The organism is Lagierella massiliensis, from assembly GCF_001407835.1.
GTDB lineage: Bacteria > Bacillota > Clostridia > Tissierellales > Peptoniphilaceae > Mediannikoviicoccus > Mediannikoviicoccus massiliensis.
In genome coordinates this window covers 342841-359446 of record NZ_CYUO01000005.1, presented here as the reverse complement: position 1 = coordinate 359446, position 16606 = coordinate 342841, and the positions used below count along the sequence as shown (strand labels likewise).

Here is a 16606-nt window from a genome sequence, read left to right as displayed (position 1 = left end):
CAAAATCTTTCATAATACCACTCCTCTCTATGAATTTATTATATCAACGAACACAACAATAAACAAGAAAAAAGTCCCCCACTAACGACAATTAGTAAGGGACTAATGGAGTATATCGCTATACACCAACCACTTATATTATAGCATATACTCCTGGAAAGGAGCATATTATGACACGTATAGCTACAGGCGAAGGCAGTATTTACTTTGATAAAACCTTAAATAAATGGAGAGGACAAACAACCCTTGGTGTAGGCTATGATGGTAAATTGATTAGAAAGTCAGTGTCCGGGAAAAATAAAACCGAAGTGAGAAAGAAATTAAGGCACTTAATCGCCGACTTTGAAGATAATCAAGCTAACCTTATAGAAACTAACTACACTGTAGAAGAATGGCTAAATATATGGCTTGAGACCTTTTCAAAGCCCAATGTAGAAGAACAATCCTACCTGCTAAATAAAAGGCTTATAGATCTCCATCTTACACCTACATTTGGAAATTTAAAATTAAACGAGTTAGATAAGTTAGATATACAACTTGGATACAATCGCCTCTTTGGAGATAGAAACAAAATGTCTCAGTCCACAGCAAGAGCAATTGCTAATCGTTTCAAGCAAGCGCTTGACAAGGCAGTAGAATTAAAGTACATCACAGTAAACCCTGCAAAAGGAGTAAAGCTTCCAAAAGTAAGACCACCAAGAGAAGTAAAGCCACTCACTGTAGAAGAACAAAAAATTATGGTGGAGTACTGGAAAAAGGACTTAAAGTGGAATAATATTTTCATCTTCCTACTTGCAACAGGATTAAGAATTTCAGAAGCCCTGGGACTTACTTGGGACAAAGTGGACCTTTTAGACAAGGAAATTCAAATAGAAACAATCATGATAGAAATTAAAGGCAACGCACAATTCAAACCATACCCTAAAACAGATGCAGGAATAAGGACCATATACCTCAATCAACAAGCTGTAGAGTGCATAGAATTTCAAAAAGAATTGTTAGAACCTGAATTAAACCACTTGAATTTAGTCTTCCCAAACACTAACTATAATTTTAATGGGACAGCAAACCTAAGAAGAAGATTACAAAAGACTTATAAAGATTGTGGAATTTCAGAATATCCACTCCACGCATTAAGACACACTTATGCAACAAGGATGGTAGAAAAAGGAGCTAATATTAAATTTCTACAAGCAAGTTTAGGACACAAAAACATAGAAACTACACTACAAATTTACTCTTCAGCACTATCAGAATTTCAAAGAAAGCACGCCGAAGAAATTAATATCTTCGATTGAAACGCACATTTTTCACACAGTAAGCTATACAAGTATTGATATATACAAGTTTACGTTAAGCACTTTAGATTTAATGTGTAAAATTTTACACACCATAGATAAAACCTACAATCGTTGAAATTCCAATATTTATAGCTTACTGAGACTTGCTTGAATAAACTAAAACAATCTCGAATTTACTATTGTTTTTGCACATCAAACGCACAGCAAATGCACAGTAGATGCACAGGTAAAATTTTAAAGGGACCGATAAAGTCCCCTTTTTTATATTTTTAGGCACAAAAAAAGAGGTGCATTTCTGCACCCCTTAAGCATTTAAAATTATACAATATTATTTTTTTAACAACTACACGTCACAAACGTGCATATTCCAACATTCGCCTTTAAATTGCGTTTTAAGGCGTTTAAATTTAAAAGAGGTAGTATAACCTACCTATCTAAAACAGTTTTTGAGCCAAAGTCATAAATTCCTGCTGCTGCACCACCAAGCAGTACGCCATTTAAAATATTTTCTGGGCTTACTCCATTAATCATAAGGTTTGTACCAATCCCAAGCAGTAAGCTTGTCAAAGGTAACCACCTTGTAATTTTATCTTCAGTAACTTTCTTTATTACTTCAACAACTACAATTATCCCTGCAAGTGTGGTTGTTTGTTCTATCATAATCTCACCTCCTATACTCTATACTTTTCTTTATTTCTTCTAAAGTCTTTCGCCTTTTCAAGAGTTTCAGCTCTGTTTCTTCCACTCACAAAATAATTTATATAGCTTGAGTGTTGCTTCCTATCTCCACCAAGACCTATGATGTAGTTACACTTGATATTTCCATAGTCGAATTTTCCTGAGCGTGTGATAACAGGATTGTAAGACGGATACAAGAAGCTTAAAATTTGTTGCATTGCTCCAGTAGTGACGTCGCCGTCGTTGACTACTGAAATAATTGCCACAGGTTTATTTCCCAACATAGTTATTCCTCCCCCTTTGATTTCTTCCATATACTTTGCAACTTTTCTTTTAAAAGGCTCCCAACCTCTATTATCAAGCATTCTATGTGGACAGTATTTTCCAGACCAGTCTTGATGTTTAGAAAGGTCTTTTATACTAAGTCCTTCTTGCACCAAGATTTTAGCTGCCAAATGTGCAGCATTATCCTCTGCTATAGGATATCTTTTGTCGCCTTTATCAAGTGAGTAGCAAATTTCTATTGCAATCCCATTTCTTCCACCTATAGTACGTCCACCCTCTCCAGCGTGCCACCCACTCTTTGTATGTGGCATAAGTTGGATTGCTTCTTTATCATCTACTGCATAGTGGTAAGATACTCCACTTTTACGACTATGCACATAGCGTGCTTCATTTTCTGCACTTGCCCTGTTCGCAGTATTGTGGATAACTACAGTTTTAGGCTTCATGCTCCCAAAGGTTCTATGGTCGCTTGATGGTAGTAGCATTTGTCTTAATTTGTAATTTGCCATGATTACCTCCTTTACTTCAAGAAAAGATTGATTAGATATCCTGCCAAGACACCAAGACCAGTTAAGATTATCTTGTCCCAGTATTGAGCAGGCTTATCTAAAATCTTTTTTACATCAACTTTTATATCTTTAGTGTTTTCATTGATTGACTCCGTCTTCATCTTGACCTGTGCTATCTCGACCTTGATATCTCCGTGAGAGTCTTCAAGCCTGTCTAATCTGTCATCATGCTTATTTATGCGGTCTTTTATGTCGAGTATATCCTTACTCATATTATCCATACGCTCGCCACATACTTTTTCGTCTACACACATCTAATCACCTACTCTACTTTAAGTTTCTTATATTCCCTGCACTGTCTTTATATCTTACAGATGAAATTTCCCTTATATTTCCTGCACTATCTTTGTACTTGATAGCACCTACAGTTCTTCCCCCAATCCTTATAGTCGGGATTGCTTTTTTTAATTTCACATACCAGTAATCGCCTTTTACCCCGTTATCTGGATACGTGCCTTCTTCTGCAACCTCTGTTTTTATAAGAGAGCCTTTTACTTTTTTTGTAACAACATTTACTTTTTGATAATCTACAGTTGCCATTAGCTTGAACTCCCTCCACTTGAATCTTTGACATTTATCACGAGTACTATTTCTCCCCTAATTCCTATATAAGTTCCTGTCCTTACATTTTTTATAGATTTTGACCCAGCAGATACAAAGATTCCTTTACTTTCATCAAGTGTAAATGTTTCTACGAAGTTATAGTCTCCCATTGAAGTGGTTAGAGTTGAACCTGTAGTTTCTGCAATATTTTTATCTTTTAGGTTATACACTTCATATACATACTTACTCATAGCTTACTCCAACTCAAAGATTAAGGTTTCTTTTGGTATTTCACTGATAGAAGCACCCTTTTCTATGATTTGCGTATTTTTAGCTGGAATTTCTCCTATGAAGTTTATTTTTCGTTCTAAGTCATCTTTGTTTTCGAAGACATCATCTTGTAAAGTAGTTAAATATTCTTCTAAATTAGATGTGAAGTATTTTTCATCAGATACTGGATTATCTATTTCAATACAAGCATGATTATGCTCTTTATCAGCTTTTTGAGCTAAATTCGCCGCATTTTCAGTAGTTGAATTCGCTAATTGTTTTAACCAACCATCTAAATCCTTTGTATCACTTATACTGTGACTATGTGATGAATCGGCTTTTTTTCCTATTTCTTTCTCAAAGTCATCAAAGGCGTCATTTATTACTCCCGCAGAATAAACAGCATATGGTGCAGTTTCTGTAGAATTCGCACGTACTCTTACAACTCCAGCTTTATCCTGTGTGGCATTAGGTATCACTCCCTGCATAATATCGTCCCAACCCTCAAAGGTCGACTTCCTTTTCTTCTCAGCTTCTACTCTTTTAGCTTCTTGATTTCGTCTTGTAATTTCTTGGGATTCTCTTCTACTTTCCCCATTTACCCTAATACTTTCAGCAGACTTTCTTCTATCTTCGTTACTTTGCCTTGTGCTTTCTTGACTATCCCTTGAACTTTCAGCACTTGCCCTTTCGGTTTCAGCAGATACTCTTTTCTTTTCTGCTTCGGCTCTTGTAGACTCTTGAGTTTCCCTTGTAGTTTCTTGGGATTGTCTTGTGCTTTCTTGATTTTTTCTTGTAGCTTCTTGACTTTGCCTTGTACTCTCCTGTGACTGTCTTGTCTTTTCTGCACTTACTCTTGAAGCTTCTGCAGCCATAACACCTTCCATGTCAGTTCGAATTTTCTTAACTGTGGTGGTATCAGTTGATACTTGTTTTTGCTTACTGTCTATATCAGCTTTTATAATCTCTTGCTTTTGTAAGCTATCTTTGTAGGTTTTCTCTTGTATATCGACTCTTTCAAGTGCTTTTTCAAGTTTTGTGAAGTCTACGACTAAGTCTTTACCGATTGACCCGCCATTTGCCATGGACTCAGTGACTTCAACTTCTTTAACTTCCGACTGGATTAACTCTTCACTACCCTTGTATAGTGCCACTTGTAGCTTTAAAGTTCCAGCCTTTGACACCATATCAGTTGATAGATAAAGCTTGTATCTACCTTCTTCTATTGTTCCTACTGTAAAGAAGGTTTTGTCAGGGTAGTTACTGTTGACGCCATATAATCTACACTCATACCCCGTACTTGCCTCAAGCACTTCGCCATCTGTAGACACCATTTCCACAAGGAAGCCTCTTGATTTAGTATCCCCTTGTACAGGTTGTAAGTATCCCAGTTGGTTATCATCAAACCTCAAAGTTATTGATTTTATACCTAAATTCATATAAATTTCTCCTTTTTATGAAAAAAAAGAGAGGCTCTAAGCCTCATCTTCTTTTACGATTTCAGTTACAATTTCTTTAAGTCCACAGATTTCAGGAACTTTATCAAGTGGATATCCTTGGACTTTTACTGCTGTAACCCACGCTAAAACTACATAGCTGTCTTTTGATAATTTATACATTTTATCACTCCCTATAATTTTATTCAGTATCGACACTTGAAGTATCAGTATCAATATCAGTATTATTGTCATCTTTTTTATCCTCTGGCAGTGGTGGCATTTGTGGTGTCAAAGCCTGTGCAATCATCATGGTTAGTTCCATTGTTAGTTTTTGCATTTCCTTTTCGATTTGCTCTTTAAGTAGAGTCACACCCTTACTTACAGAGTCGTCACCTACTACCGATTTTGAAAGCTTTTCAAGTACAAGCGGGGCAATCCCACCTTGCATAAAAGCCTTGTTATATTCTTCTTGAGAGACGTTAAGGTCTCCTCTATATCTTATGTTGTTTAATATGTCGTTGATTTCAAAGGCGACGTTTACCGTGCCAGTTCTATCATCTACGACATTACCTAATAAATTTACTTGCATTAGCCTGTAATCTCCTTCCCATTTACGAAGAGTCTTCCTATCCTTACAATTCCTGAAGTGTCTATTGTTATTGATGGTGATTCCATGCCTGGTCCCTTAAGTTGCGTAGCTACTTCACTTTGACCTATCATACTTCCATATCTACCATGTAGTCCACCACGGTTTAGCTCATAATCGTAGTTAGTACCCCTTGCTGCCACAGTACCATTGATATCAACTTGACCTCTTCCTCCAGTATCTTTTATAGTGATGTAACTTGAATTTCCATTAAAAGCTACAGAGTTACCTTTTAGGTCATAGTCGTAGTAGTCATTTTTCATCTTCCCATAATCATAGGGTCTTTCCACAGTTCCACGACTCAAGTTGTCAGCGTTAAGGTTTGTTACATTGATACTACTTGCATTTATCGTCCCAAAGAGAGCAGAGCCAGAGACGGAGAAGTCGCCCATAACCTTAGTATTTCCATTTAAAGTTAAGTTACTTCCATCAATTCTATTACTTTGCGCGTTGATTTCTTTGACTATTAAAGCCCCGTTCAAGTCCAACACTCCATTTTTATAGGTTAAGTCGCTTCCTATATTGAATTCTCCGGTATTTAAATTCCAATTGACGTTACCACCTTTTAACATTCCAGCCCTTATTAAATTAGCGTCGATTGTTCCGGATTTTAAAAGGCTTGCGTTTAAATTCCCAGTAGTAATTGCATCAGCTACTATACCATCACCAGTTGCCCAAGTTGTCCATTTTAGCTTGCCATTTATATCAGTAGAGTTTGAAATTCCCATCTTTCCACCACCGATATAAACCCCCTTAGTTGGATTTTGGTCTATAGGCTTGTTTAAGGTGTAGAAACCTGGAGGATAACCCCACTTGTTGCCAAGCTCTAAAAAGTACCAGTTGGCATTATCATCAAACATGGTGTCAGTTATCATGCTTTGTAGTTCTTTTACTGCTTCAGCTATAGAGTTTCCAAGTTCATTCCTGGTGTCTTCCATTGACTCAGTAATATTTTTCCTTATGGACTTGTTAAAGTCAGCCTGTGTTTTAGTGATGTTGTCTCCAAGTTCAACTGCAGTTGTTACTCCAGCCTTTATATCTCTTGTTACTTTAAAGACTCTGGTCTTATAAAAAATATTTAAATCTCTTCTTATTATTCCAACTGTATCTCCCAAATTTAAAGGATCAGTCTCTCTAATTTGAGATTTAAACTCTACAAGAGGTCTTGAGTTTGCCACAAGGTCGGCATAGGCTTTTTGTATTAGATCTTCAGGCTTTTCAACATCAGAATAAACTACAACCTTAAATCTTGCTGAGCCATCAGGATAACCAAATTTATCAGTCATTTCAGGAATTTCAAGGTATTCTTGGTCCTTTGGTTTGTCAAGAGGATTTCCCTTTGCCTTACTCCAAGTAACCTCCTTTATATTAATTCTTCTTCCAAATCCACCTGTATCTTCCTTTTCTTCTCCTTTACCTCTTGGGATTACAGCAGTATAAAGTCCGGCTTGTGACTCTTCCTTGACTACTTCTAAAGCGTTGGATCCATACACATATCTTCGTCCAGTATCTTCTCCTCGTTGTCTTACAATATCTACATATCTTCCAGTAATTTTGTTCCCTGCTATGTTTATTCTATATTGCAGTTCTACGTCCCAAGTTTCAAGTATTTTAGATATACACTCAATCCTGGAGTTGTCGTAGAAGTAGCACGGTTTTAATTCAGTTTCATCAGCCTTACCAACCTTCCACCTACTGCCTTTTAAAGCTTCTCCAAGTGCATCCGCAGCAGTTGTTTCAGTCATACGACTTTCCCTCACATATCCATAGGACAAAAGTTCATCATGTGCTATATGGATACACTCATAATCATAGCCTTGTGCTGTAGGTTTTGAGTTGATTATCTTATACACTGCCACATTGTGCCTATCTCTAAGTTCCCTATGCGCCACATATTCAACACCTTTCATCTTGTCTACAGCATCAAGATAGATTGTAAAGTAAAACTTTGTCAATCCATTCAGTTCCTCAGTTTGAGTTGCTGTGTTTATATCTTTTATGGAAAGCCTACCAATTTGATTTTCTTTTCTATCCATCAAAATAATCATAATAGGCGCCTCCTATAGAAGACTTTTACAGCTCCTCCAGTTGTGGAAATCATATCATTCATATCAAGTGTAAAGTCCTCAAGGTATGATGCAAAGTCCATTTGACTTGTAATATCTTCTCCAGTACTTTTTAGTACTTGATTATTTAAAAGGTCAAAGATTATAGTATCTCCCGCCTTATAACTTCCACTCATTTTTATATATGCTCCCGTTGTGTCGTTATTTACTGCGACATTTGAAGTACCATATTTTAAAGTGATTTCAATTCTTTCAATTATCACACCATACATTGACCAATACTTGAAAGTAGAACTATTTGTAAAGTTCCACCTTTGAAGTACTCTTTCATACTTAAAAGGATCTAAGCATTCATACTCAAGATAGGATATAGCAGAATTAACACTACCTGGCACTTCTCCCACACCTATAAGAGTTCCAGAAGTATATTGATAGTCTTTGTCATCACTAAACCTAAGAGTCACATCTTCCCTGTTAGTGAAGTATGCGATTTTCTCCCAGTTTCTTCTACACTCATAGTCATTTCTTGAAGTTATCTTGTAGTTAATCCTTATAATTCTTGAAGTGATTGAAGAAGATAACAATTTGTTTTGATGTTGCATATTATCAAAAGACCTGGAAGAATGTTTCTTACCTCCAGCAGTGATTGACTTGTAGTTAATTGATTCCACATCTCTTCCAAGATTTTCTCTACCTTCAACTGTAAGAGTTTCAAAGTTTGGAATACTTGTATCAAGACAATTGTCATCAACAAAGGTCAGGATTCTTGGAGGATTGTACATTACAGTATCATTTGTATCAGTAAATTTATATTGCTTCATATTCCCCTCCTTAGTATCCATACGCTTCCACAAGTTCAAAGTCCTTACCTTGAGCCTTGCTAATATCATCTACAAGTAACTTAAAAGCGTGATTTCCAAAGTGTAAATTAAGATCTAAACTCATAGCTTCCTTATCCATGCTTGGCATATCAAGACCATTTGCAATAGTTTGTACAGAGTTTATTTGGTTATCAAGCCTTATAGGTTTTAAATTCATCATACTATCCATCGTAGACTGTAAAGATTTAGGCACATTTTTAAATGAGTCTATAGCTCCTTGGGCTATAGATTTTGTGCTTTCTATTACCTTCTTTTTAATTCTGTCGTTACCTATGATATAGCCTTTACCAGTATTAATTCCCATTTCTCTAAAGACTGTTGATGGTGAGTGTATACCTAAGGCACTTCTTGCAGCTCTTATCGCACTTGTTGCAACACTTATAGCTGCTCTTATTACAGCTGACCTTCCATAGCTTATACCACTCGCCAAACCATAAGATAGATTTCTACCAGCTGATACCATAGCTCCACGTTGACTATTAACAGCTTGTACCCCTCGTTGAGTTCCAGTTGATAGTTCCCTAATTATATTGTTCATTCCAGCATTTACACTTTGTCTCATGGCATTCATGCCTTGAGTTGTTGACTGTAATGTTTGTGTAAGAAACTGCTTGATGGTGTTAGTTGCCGAAGAAGTAAATCTTTTTATTTCATTTCCACTTTGAGTGAACGTTGTTTTAATTAACTGGTTCATCTGTGACATTGCAGTTCTAATAGATTGAGTAGCTTGGTTCATTGAACTTTTAATTGACTGGCTCATCATGTTCATAGAATTTCTAATCCCACTATTTATATTACTCATAGAATTTTTTATTTCATTTGATATCTGGTTCATTGTATTTTTTATGTCACTACTCATCTTTAACATTGATGACTTAATTACTTGACTCATCTGAGACAGGGTTGTCTTTGAAATCTGTCCTATTTGTAGCATATTTGTTTTTATGCTTTGATTTATTTGAGTCATTGCAGTAGTCACTATATTAGAAAGATTAGAGAAATTTGTCTTAAATGAAGCAGCAATATTTGAAAGATCTGTTTTTGTTTGACTCGAAACTTGAGACATACAAGTTGCAACAGCTTGAGAAATTGCTTGAGTATTAGTTTCTACCGCAGTTTTTGCAGAACCAAACTGTTCATTCATACTTGAACTAATTTCATTTGCTTCTGTAGTCGCACTCGTTTTTGATACTTCCATATCTTGAGAAATTGTGCTTTTAATATCGTCCCAAGTTTGGTCTGTGCCCACAGAGATAGATGACCAATCGCTATTAATACTATTTGCAATATCACTACTTCCACTTGTAGAACCAGCTTCTGCTTCAAACATTTTTGCACTTATAGTATCCCTTACAAAAGCCCATTGAGTATCAGTCCAGGATGCCATTTCCTCCCATTTTAAACCAACATCTTGTACAAGTGCATTGGCTTGTTCAACAGACCCAATACCCATTTCAGTCATAGCAGATACTACACTTGCGCCCATAGCTTTAGACTCTTCAGACATATTCATACTCATTTGAGTAAAAAGGTCTGTGAGTTCTGTACTCATTGATGTAGATTTTTCTACACTTCCCGTTCTTAAAATGTCAAAGGCATTTAAAACTCCAGTACTCGACTCATTAGCTTTTAAAACCATGCCATCAAAAGTTTGACTTGTTGACTCATGCATACTTTCAAAATCACTCGATGTCTTTTTAGAACCAAGTCCTATTTTTTCCATAACTCCGGATATTTTGCCACCGACAGTTTCCATCGCACCGCCGACTTTTGTCATGATATTTCCAACAAAATCAAAAACTGGTGCAAGTTTATTCATGATGGCATCGCCAAGTTTTATAATCAAATTAGCGACAAATTCGAAGATAACAATAAACGCTTGGGCTATAGCTCCAACAACAGAAAATGCAGGTCCTAAAACAGAACCAATTATACTTGCGAGTCCTGAAAAAATTGAGATGATTCCAGTCAAAATAGGAGATAACCTGCTAAAAACAGAAGCTATTAAACTTGCTGCACTTCCCAACAAATTAAATGCACTTGTTACCGCAGTCCCAACTATTTCAGCAATAGTAGCAAAAACAGGTCCTAAACTTTGCCCAATTATCTGTCCCAATTGCCTTAAAGCCTCGACTACTGGAGCAAGTGATTCTTTTAATACTCCAAAAGCTTTCCCGATTGTCTCTCCGAAATTAGAAGCAGAACTTTTGATTTCTTCAAATACATTTCCGACCGTCTCTCTAAACACTTCAGAGTGTTCCCATGCAAGTTTTAAAGCTCCAACAAAAAGAGCAATCGCAGCAATTACAGGAGCAAATTTTCCTGCTAAGGCTATTACTTTACCAATTACCGTTCCAAGAGACGCTCCAAATCCATCACCAGCAATAGAAGTCATCTTTAAACCTGCTGATGTGATTTTTAAAGTCGATGTAAAGGCTGCAAAACCACTCATAGCCTTAGCCACTACTCCTGCTAAAGTTCCTATTACTAAAAGCACTGGACCAACTGCAGCTGCAATTAACGCGACTTTTAATATAAAATCCTGCATTCCCGGACTTAAGTTTAAGAATTTTTCAGCCAAAGTTGCTAACCTTTCAGCAAAGTCTGCAATTATTGGTTTTAACCTGTCTCCTATAGCTTTTCCTACAATGTCAAGCCTATTTTTTACCATTGCCATTCTTGACTCAAAGGTTTGATATTTCATATCAGCTTCATGTGCTAATGCGATATTATCTTTCCAAGCATCTTTTGCAGTTTCAAAGGCTTCAGATAGCAAGTCTCCAGCACCTGCAAGTCTTTGAAGTGTATCTACTTCTCTTATTCCATTAATTCCAAGTTCTTTTAGCATAGATATTGTGTCAAGTCCTTGGTCTTTTGCATATCCAAGTCCACTTATAAATGCTGTTATTGCTTCTTGTGGTTTTTCCTTCCACATAGTGCTAAATGTTTCAGCACTCATACCTGCAACTGCTGCAAAGCCTTCTAATTTATCTGAACCTGAAATTACAGCCGTGTTCATTTTTTGCATTACCCTTGAAAAGGCTGAACCACCCATTTCTGCTCTAATACCTACAGAACTCATAGCTGTAGAAAGCCCCATAATTTGAGCTTCAGTAAGTCCTACCTGCGCTCCAGTTCCTGCAAGTCTTAGTCCCATATCTACAATTTCAGCTTCAGAAGTCGCAAAGTTATTTCCAAGGTCAACAATTGTGGATCCTAATTTTCCAAAGTCCTTTTGTGACATTTGTGTGATATTTGCAAATCTTGAAAGTGCTACCGCTCCTTCTTCAGAAGACAAGTTTGTTGAGTATCCCAAGTCAATCATGGTCTTTGTAAAGTCCAATAAGTGTTTTTTCTTAATACCAAGCTGTCCAGCAGCTTCAGCAACTCCAGCAATTTCTGTAGTTCCAGCAGGTAAAACCTTAGACATTTCTTGCACCGACTTTGACATCTTAGCGAACTCCTCATCAGTCATATTGGTAGTCTTTCTAACTCCAGTCATTGCTGATTCAAATTCAGATGATATACTTACAGCTTTTTTAAATCCTAAACCTAAAGGTAAAGTAAATCCAATCGTTGCATTTTTCCCAACATCAGCAAAGGAACTTCCGATGCTTTCAAGTTTCTTTCCAGTTGTGGCACTCAAAGCACCTGCCATTGCTCCCGCCTTTTCAAAAGCCTTGGAAAAACCTCTGTCTTCTGCGCTAAATATGGCCTTTACACTATAATCACTCATTTTGTCACCTCCTTGCGTTTGCTTTTCTCATTAATTCAAAAAATTCATTGTTATTTTCTTCCTTTTTCTCTCCATTCCAAGCCTCATCAATATGTTTTTCATAGTCATAAAAATCCTTATAACTTCGATAAATTGAAACATACTTGTTCTTGCCTTGTTTCTTTGTAGCTTGAACAGCTTGATTAGCCCAGGCTTGCATATGGATTTCATTTTCATAGTCAACTTGCCTTAGCCTTGCAGCTTGCATAAGCACTTCTACATCAGCTAAAGTCAATCTCTTTACTTCAAGAATTGACATGTTAGGATAATATCTTAAAATACCGCTAAGTATTTCAAAATAAGTTAAGCTTTTTTCTTTACTTCTTTTCTCGCTTCCTTCTCCTCTTGAAGAGTCGCCTTTACCTCTTGCAGTCTCTTTCTTGTAAGAGGTGCATTCTCTAAAAAATCCATACACTCCTTGCAAAAATCATCAAATTTATCATTTTCTATTAAATCAACTGTAAAGTTGTCAATATCTATATTTGATGGTTTAGACTTTAAAGTGCTTGTCCCAGCAACTATAAAATTCTTTATAGCAACAGGGTTTAAAGCTTCAAGTCCAAAGTATAAGAAGTTAAGCCCTTCTCCAATGACTTCATTAGTGTTCATTCCCTCAGCCATAAGAGCGTAATTTCTATTTAATGTTGCCAAGGCGTCAATTCCAAAGTAAATATCGTATAGTCTTTTATTAATTTCTAATTGCATACTATCTCCTTTATTAAATAAAAAGAGAGCCTATTAAAAGCTCTCTATCCTGTAATTTCTGTTGTGTCTTTAAATTTGTATTGAATAACTTGTTGTTGTTCTTCGCTTAGTGTTGCCATTCCCTCTTGAGGTGTTCCTTGAGTTACAAGAGTTCCTGTAAGTTCCATTAAGTCTTCAGCATTTGCAGACATAGAAACTTCACTCACTGTGCAGTGTCTGTAAGTTGCAGGATACTTCCCATCTTTAGCTTCTGCACCTCTATCAATTGACCACACTTCAATCAGCTCTTGGTCTCTGTGTGCCTTTTCAAGTAATTCCCTTGTTCCGTCTCCCCTTGCAGCTATAGAAGTGAAAGGAATTTCTTCTGCAACAGTTCCAGGTGATGTAATTGGACCGTCCTTTGTCGCTGTTGAGTCTCCACCATCTATAGATGATTCTATAGAGTGTTCAGTTTGAAATGCAAGCTTTGTAGCTGCTGTCTTGTCGCCAAGTTTTCTAAATAAAAGGATTTGATCAATCCCTTTTATAGGTTTTAATTCTGCCATATTCTATTCTCCTTTATGTGCAAAGTGTTGTCTTACTTCTACAATTCCATGTAGAAGCTGTTCCTTTGAGTTCTCTATATTTTCAGTGATCACTCTGTAGTTAAGACTTAAGATTGTCAAGTAGTAATTTTCAGCTTCTACTGTCTTTCTAAGCATTGAGATGTAATCATCCATAAGGCTTGTTAAACTTCCCCTTGCCCTTGGATTATTGCTGTAGAAGTGAATTGTACTGTCTACATAGCCAAACACCGCTGTTTATTCGCCTGGTCCGTTGAATATTGTTCCCCTATAAAAATAAAAGGATATTTTACATCTCCCGGTAAATAATCAAAAGTGTTCTTTGTTATCTTAAACCCTAACTCCCTAAGTTTTGTAAATATTTCTTGTTGTGGTGACACTTAATCACCCCTTAGTATATTTTTTTACGATTTTTTCCATATCTTTCTTGAATATTGGTTCTTGTTTGTAAAATGATGGTCTCATATAAGGTTGTGCCGCCATAAACCTTGTACCATACTCTACATATACTCTGTAGTCCATAGTCGGCTCTACCTCTCCAATAAGTCCATCATGATAAATATTTATCCCTATGGACTTCTTCAAGTCTCCAGTATCAACTGGAACTATGCTTTTAGCGTGTTGTTGACATTCTGAAGTGCTTACCCTTACAGCCTTTGCCATCTCACTTTTTATAGCGACTTCAGTTACAGTCGCCATATCTTTAATGATCTTTTCAAGGCCCTTAAACTCAACTTTCACCTGTAAGCTCCTCTACATAAAATATAGTTTCTCCTCTAAGTATCCTATGGTCTATGATTTTATACTTGTTGTCAGACTTAAATCTTCCACCAATTACTTTTAAGAAGTCGTCTTTGAATTTCACCAAGTTTTTAATTCTAACTACATACACACCCTTTCTTAATCCACCATACATAAGATTAAGATACTCCCTTGATGCATCCGTGATTTTAGCAAAGTATTCTTTAGAAACTACTTCCCCACCGTCCGTATAATTTCCAGTCTTTGAGTCGTAACTTCCTTCAACCTCACTTATAAAGACGACCTTATCATCATATCTCATAGAAACCTCACGACCTTTTTTATCGTAGAGTCTTCTAAATTATCATCTATCCAGTCATCAACTTCAGCCATTAAGTCTTCCATAGCCTTGTCATTTTTTTCAAAGGTCATTGAGTGACCCTCAACCATTTCAGTTGACATTCCCTCAGTACCAATGCGATTGTATCGACTGATTATTGCTTCAACAATTGCATATTCCAGCACTTTTGGAATCTCTTTTGTATCGGGAATATATTTTGTAATCCTTCTCATGACCTTATCGGTGATTAAGTCACCGATTGCACTAAGCAGGGCCTTCTCCTCTTCAGATTGGCCCTTGTTTATAAATATTAAGGCTTCGGCCCTACCCAATATATCCATACTATGCTCCTACTGGTGCTTTTAGTTTAGCTTTTAAAATTGCCTTCTTATTCTTTTCAGGAATGTACTTTCCATATTTTGCTGCAGCTTGGATTGCCACACCTGCAAAGTCTTCAGAATCTAAAATTCTGTAGATTTCAAGACCAATACCAGCAACACCAACATTTTGAGCTGCAAAGTAAATATTTTCACCAGTTTGGAAATATTCATCCGCAACTTCTTCGATTACAAAACCTTTGAACATTTTTAGTTCGTTAGTGTCAATATTTACATTTGAATTTTTAGCAGTTGTGATTAAGTCGTTGTTCACTAAAATATTGTAAACATCAGGTGTCACATAAGCATATCTTGCTAAGCTTCTTGATACCTTGTTATTAGTAAATTCCTTAGATGCTTCATCAAAAGCTGCAACAACTCCGTCCTTTGAAAGTTCAACTGCTTTTAAAGTCTTTCCAGCATTAGCAGAAAGTGCCTTTGAAAGTAAGCCATTAACATGTTCAACCCAAGCTTCAGCATGAGCTGCAGTTCTCTCAGAGATTACTTGGTTTACATCGTCATTTACAGTTACAGAGTCCACACCTTCATGGATTGCAAGTGGTGCTTCAAACTCAATATTTTTGTCAATAGATTTGATTTCTTTTCTTTCTCCAAATCTTGTTGATTTGCCAGTACCAGTACCAAATGCGATATTTTCACCAGTATCATAATCTTGAATTGTCACTTCCACATCTGATATTTTTACAGACATAAAAGTATCAGACGCTTTAATACCATCTACAACTTGTAGATTGCCACCAAAAGGCGCCATAAAATGTTGTTGCGCTTCATAAATATCATTTAAAACTTTTGCAAATTCTTTTGTATAAATCTTTGTTGCCATTTTAATACTCCTTATTTTTTGTATCGTTTACTAATTTGAGACCATACATCACCAGATTTATCAGAACTTTCCATAGACTTAGGAGTCCTTCCTTTAAGCTTTTCATTTACCGCCTTTTCAACTTCAAATTTAAAAAGTTTTACAAAGTTGTCCACGTTTTGCTTTGTGGTTTCAGCTTCCTCAGTAACCAAAGAATTAAGTAATCCATCATCTAAAGATAATCCTTCCTTTAAAAGAATATTTCTTGCACTATCCTTCATCTGACCATGTAATTTTTCAGCTTTTAAAGTGTTAAGCTCGTCTTCAAGCTTCTTTTTTTCATGTTCGAGTTTTTCTTCAGCACTCATATCAGCGAGCTTTTTCGCTTCTGAGATTTCATCTTCCTTTTGTTTTTGCCACTTAGCAAATTTCTTATTTAAAATCTCATCCACATCCTCATCAGAGTATTTCAACTCCTTTATAGGCTTTTCTTCCTCAGCTTTTTTTTGTGCTTCCTTTTTCTCGTCTTGCTCTTCAGACTTAGTCTTTTCCTTTTCTTCAACAGTTTCCTTTAAATCGTCTTCCATATCTTCCTCCATAGTTT

At 36.3% G+C, this 16606-nt stretch carries 21 protein-coding genes; 1 reads left to right on the top strand and 20 read right to left on the bottom strand.

Annotation, left to right across the window (positions count from 1 at the left end; translation table 11 throughout):
• Positions 1 to 170 precede the first annotated feature (170 nt).
• Complete coding sequence (locus BN2746_RS05240; protein WP_055078738.1) at positions 171 to 1298, top strand: tyrosine-type recombinase/integrase; 1128 nt, start codon at positions 171 to 173, stop codon at positions 1296 to 1298.
• A 429-nt stretch (positions 1299 to 1727) separates the two neighbouring features.
• On the opposite strand, the gene BN2746_RS05235 is transcribed toward BN2746_RS05240, so the two are convergent.
• From BN2746_RS05235 to BN2746_RS05145, 20 genes are all read right to left on the bottom strand, one after another.
• Positions 1728 to 1961, bottom strand: coding sequence for a phage holin family protein (locus BN2746_RS05235; RefSeq protein ID WP_055078785.1), 234 nt, complete (start codon positions 1959 to 1961; stop codon positions 1728 to 1730).
• 11 nt (positions 1962 to 1972) lie between these two features.
• Positions 1973 to 2773: a peptidoglycan recognition protein family protein gene (locus BN2746_RS05230; protein WP_055078784.1), complete on the bottom strand. Its 801-nt coding sequence runs from the start codon at positions 2771 to 2773 to the stop codon at positions 1973 to 1975.
• Positions 2774 to 2784: 11 nt separating this feature from the next.
• Positions 2785 to 3087 (bottom strand): hypothetical protein, encoded by a 303-nt coding sequence (locus tag BN2746_RS05225; protein WP_055078783.1) that lies wholly within the window; start codon positions 3085 to 3087, stop codon positions 2785 to 2787.
• Between the two features lie 13 nt (positions 3088 to 3100).
• Complete coding sequence (locus tag BN2746_RS05220; RefSeq protein ID WP_055078782.1) at positions 3101 to 3373, bottom strand: hypothetical protein; 273 nt, start codon at positions 3371 to 3373, stop codon at positions 3101 to 3103.
• Positions 3373 to 3627, bottom strand: a complete 255-nt coding sequence (locus tag BN2746_RS05215) for a hypothetical protein (protein ID WP_055078781.1) — start codon at positions 3625 to 3627, stop codon at positions 3373 to 3375. Before BN2746_RS05215 ends, BN2746_RS05220 begins: the two co-directional genes overlap by 1 nt.
• Before the next feature lie 3 nt (positions 3628 to 3630).
• Positions 3631 to 5085, bottom strand: coding sequence for a hypothetical protein (locus BN2746_RS05210; protein ID WP_055078780.1), 1455 nt, complete (start codon positions 5083 to 5085; stop codon positions 3631 to 3633).
• 36 nt (positions 5086 to 5121) lie between these two features.
• Entirely contained in the window at positions 5122 to 5265 is a 144-nt protein-coding gene (locus BN2746_RS09020; protein WP_156331316.1) for a hypothetical protein, read from the bottom strand.
• A gap of 19 nt (positions 5266 to 5284) precedes the next feature.
• Complete coding sequence (locus tag BN2746_RS05205) at positions 5285 to 5674, bottom strand: hypothetical protein (protein ID WP_055078779.1); 390 nt, start codon at positions 5672 to 5674, stop codon at positions 5285 to 5287.
• Positions 5674 to 7779 carry a phage tail spike protein gene (locus BN2746_RS05200; RefSeq protein ID WP_055078778.1) on the bottom strand — a complete coding sequence of 702 codons (2106 nt, stop codon included), beginning with the start codon at positions 7777 to 7779 and terminating at the stop codon, positions 5674 to 5676. The genes BN2746_RS05205 and BN2746_RS05200 overlap by 1 nt, the downstream gene beginning before the upstream one ends.
• Positions 7776 to 8618 carry a distal tail protein Dit gene (locus BN2746_RS05195; protein ID WP_055078777.1) on the bottom strand — a complete coding sequence of 281 codons (843 nt, stop codon included), beginning with the start codon at positions 8616 to 8618 and terminating at the stop codon, positions 7776 to 7778. The genes BN2746_RS05200 and BN2746_RS05195 overlap by 4 nt, the downstream gene beginning before the upstream one ends.
• Positions 8619 to 8628: 10 nt before the next feature.
• Positions 8629 to 12414, bottom strand: a complete 3786-nt coding sequence (locus tag BN2746_RS05190; protein ID WP_055078776.1) for a phage tail tape measure protein — start codon at positions 12412 to 12414, stop codon at positions 8629 to 8631.
• 4 nt (positions 12415 to 12418) lie between these two features.
• Positions 12419 to 12688, bottom strand: coding sequence for a hypothetical protein (locus BN2746_RS05185; protein WP_077064957.1), 270 nt, complete (start codon positions 12686 to 12688; stop codon positions 12419 to 12421).
• 68 nt (positions 12689 to 12756) lie between these two features.
• The gene (locus BN2746_RS05180; RefSeq protein ID WP_055078774.1) at positions 12757 to 13158 is read right to left on the bottom strand and encodes a tail assembly chaperone; all 402 of its coding nucleotides are present in this window, start codon (positions 13156 to 13158) and stop codon (positions 12757 to 12759) included.
• A gap of 44 nt (positions 13159 to 13202) precedes the next feature.
• A complete protein-coding gene (locus BN2746_RS05175; RefSeq protein WP_055078773.1) occupies positions 13203 to 13703 on the bottom strand; it encodes a phage major tail protein, TP901-1 family in 501 nt (166 codons plus the stop codon).
• A gap of 3 nt (positions 13704 to 13706) precedes the next feature.
• Positions 13707 to 13952: a hypothetical protein gene (locus BN2746_RS05170; RefSeq protein WP_055078772.1), complete on the bottom strand. Its 246-nt coding sequence runs from the start codon at positions 13950 to 13952 to the stop codon at positions 13707 to 13709.
• 153 nt (positions 13953 to 14105) lie between these two features.
• Entirely contained in the window at positions 14106 to 14462 is a 357-nt protein-coding gene (locus tag BN2746_RS05165; RefSeq protein ID WP_055078771.1) for an HK97-gp10 family putative phage morphogenesis protein, read from the bottom strand.
• Complete coding sequence (locus BN2746_RS05160) at positions 14452 to 14784, bottom strand: hypothetical protein (protein ID WP_055078770.1); 333 nt, start codon at positions 14782 to 14784, stop codon at positions 14452 to 14454. Before BN2746_RS05160 ends, BN2746_RS05165 begins: the two co-directional genes overlap by 11 nt.
• On the bottom strand, positions 14781 to 15143 hold the full coding sequence (locus BN2746_RS05155) for a phage head-tail connector protein (protein ID WP_055078769.1): 363 nt from the start codon (positions 15141 to 15143) through the stop codon (positions 14781 to 14783). The genes BN2746_RS05160 and BN2746_RS05155 overlap by 4 nt, the downstream gene beginning before the upstream one ends.
• A gap of 1 nt (position 15144) precedes the next feature.
• On the bottom strand, positions 15145 to 16023 hold the full coding sequence (locus tag BN2746_RS05150) for a hypothetical protein (RefSeq protein WP_055078768.1): 879 nt from the start codon (positions 16021 to 16023) through the stop codon (positions 15145 to 15147).
• A gap of 11 nt (positions 16024 to 16034) precedes the next feature.
• Complete coding sequence (locus BN2746_RS05145) at positions 16035 to 16589, bottom strand: DUF4355 domain-containing protein (protein WP_055078767.1); 555 nt, start codon at positions 16587 to 16589, stop codon at positions 16035 to 16037.
• Positions 16590 to 16606: the final 17 nt, after the last annotated feature.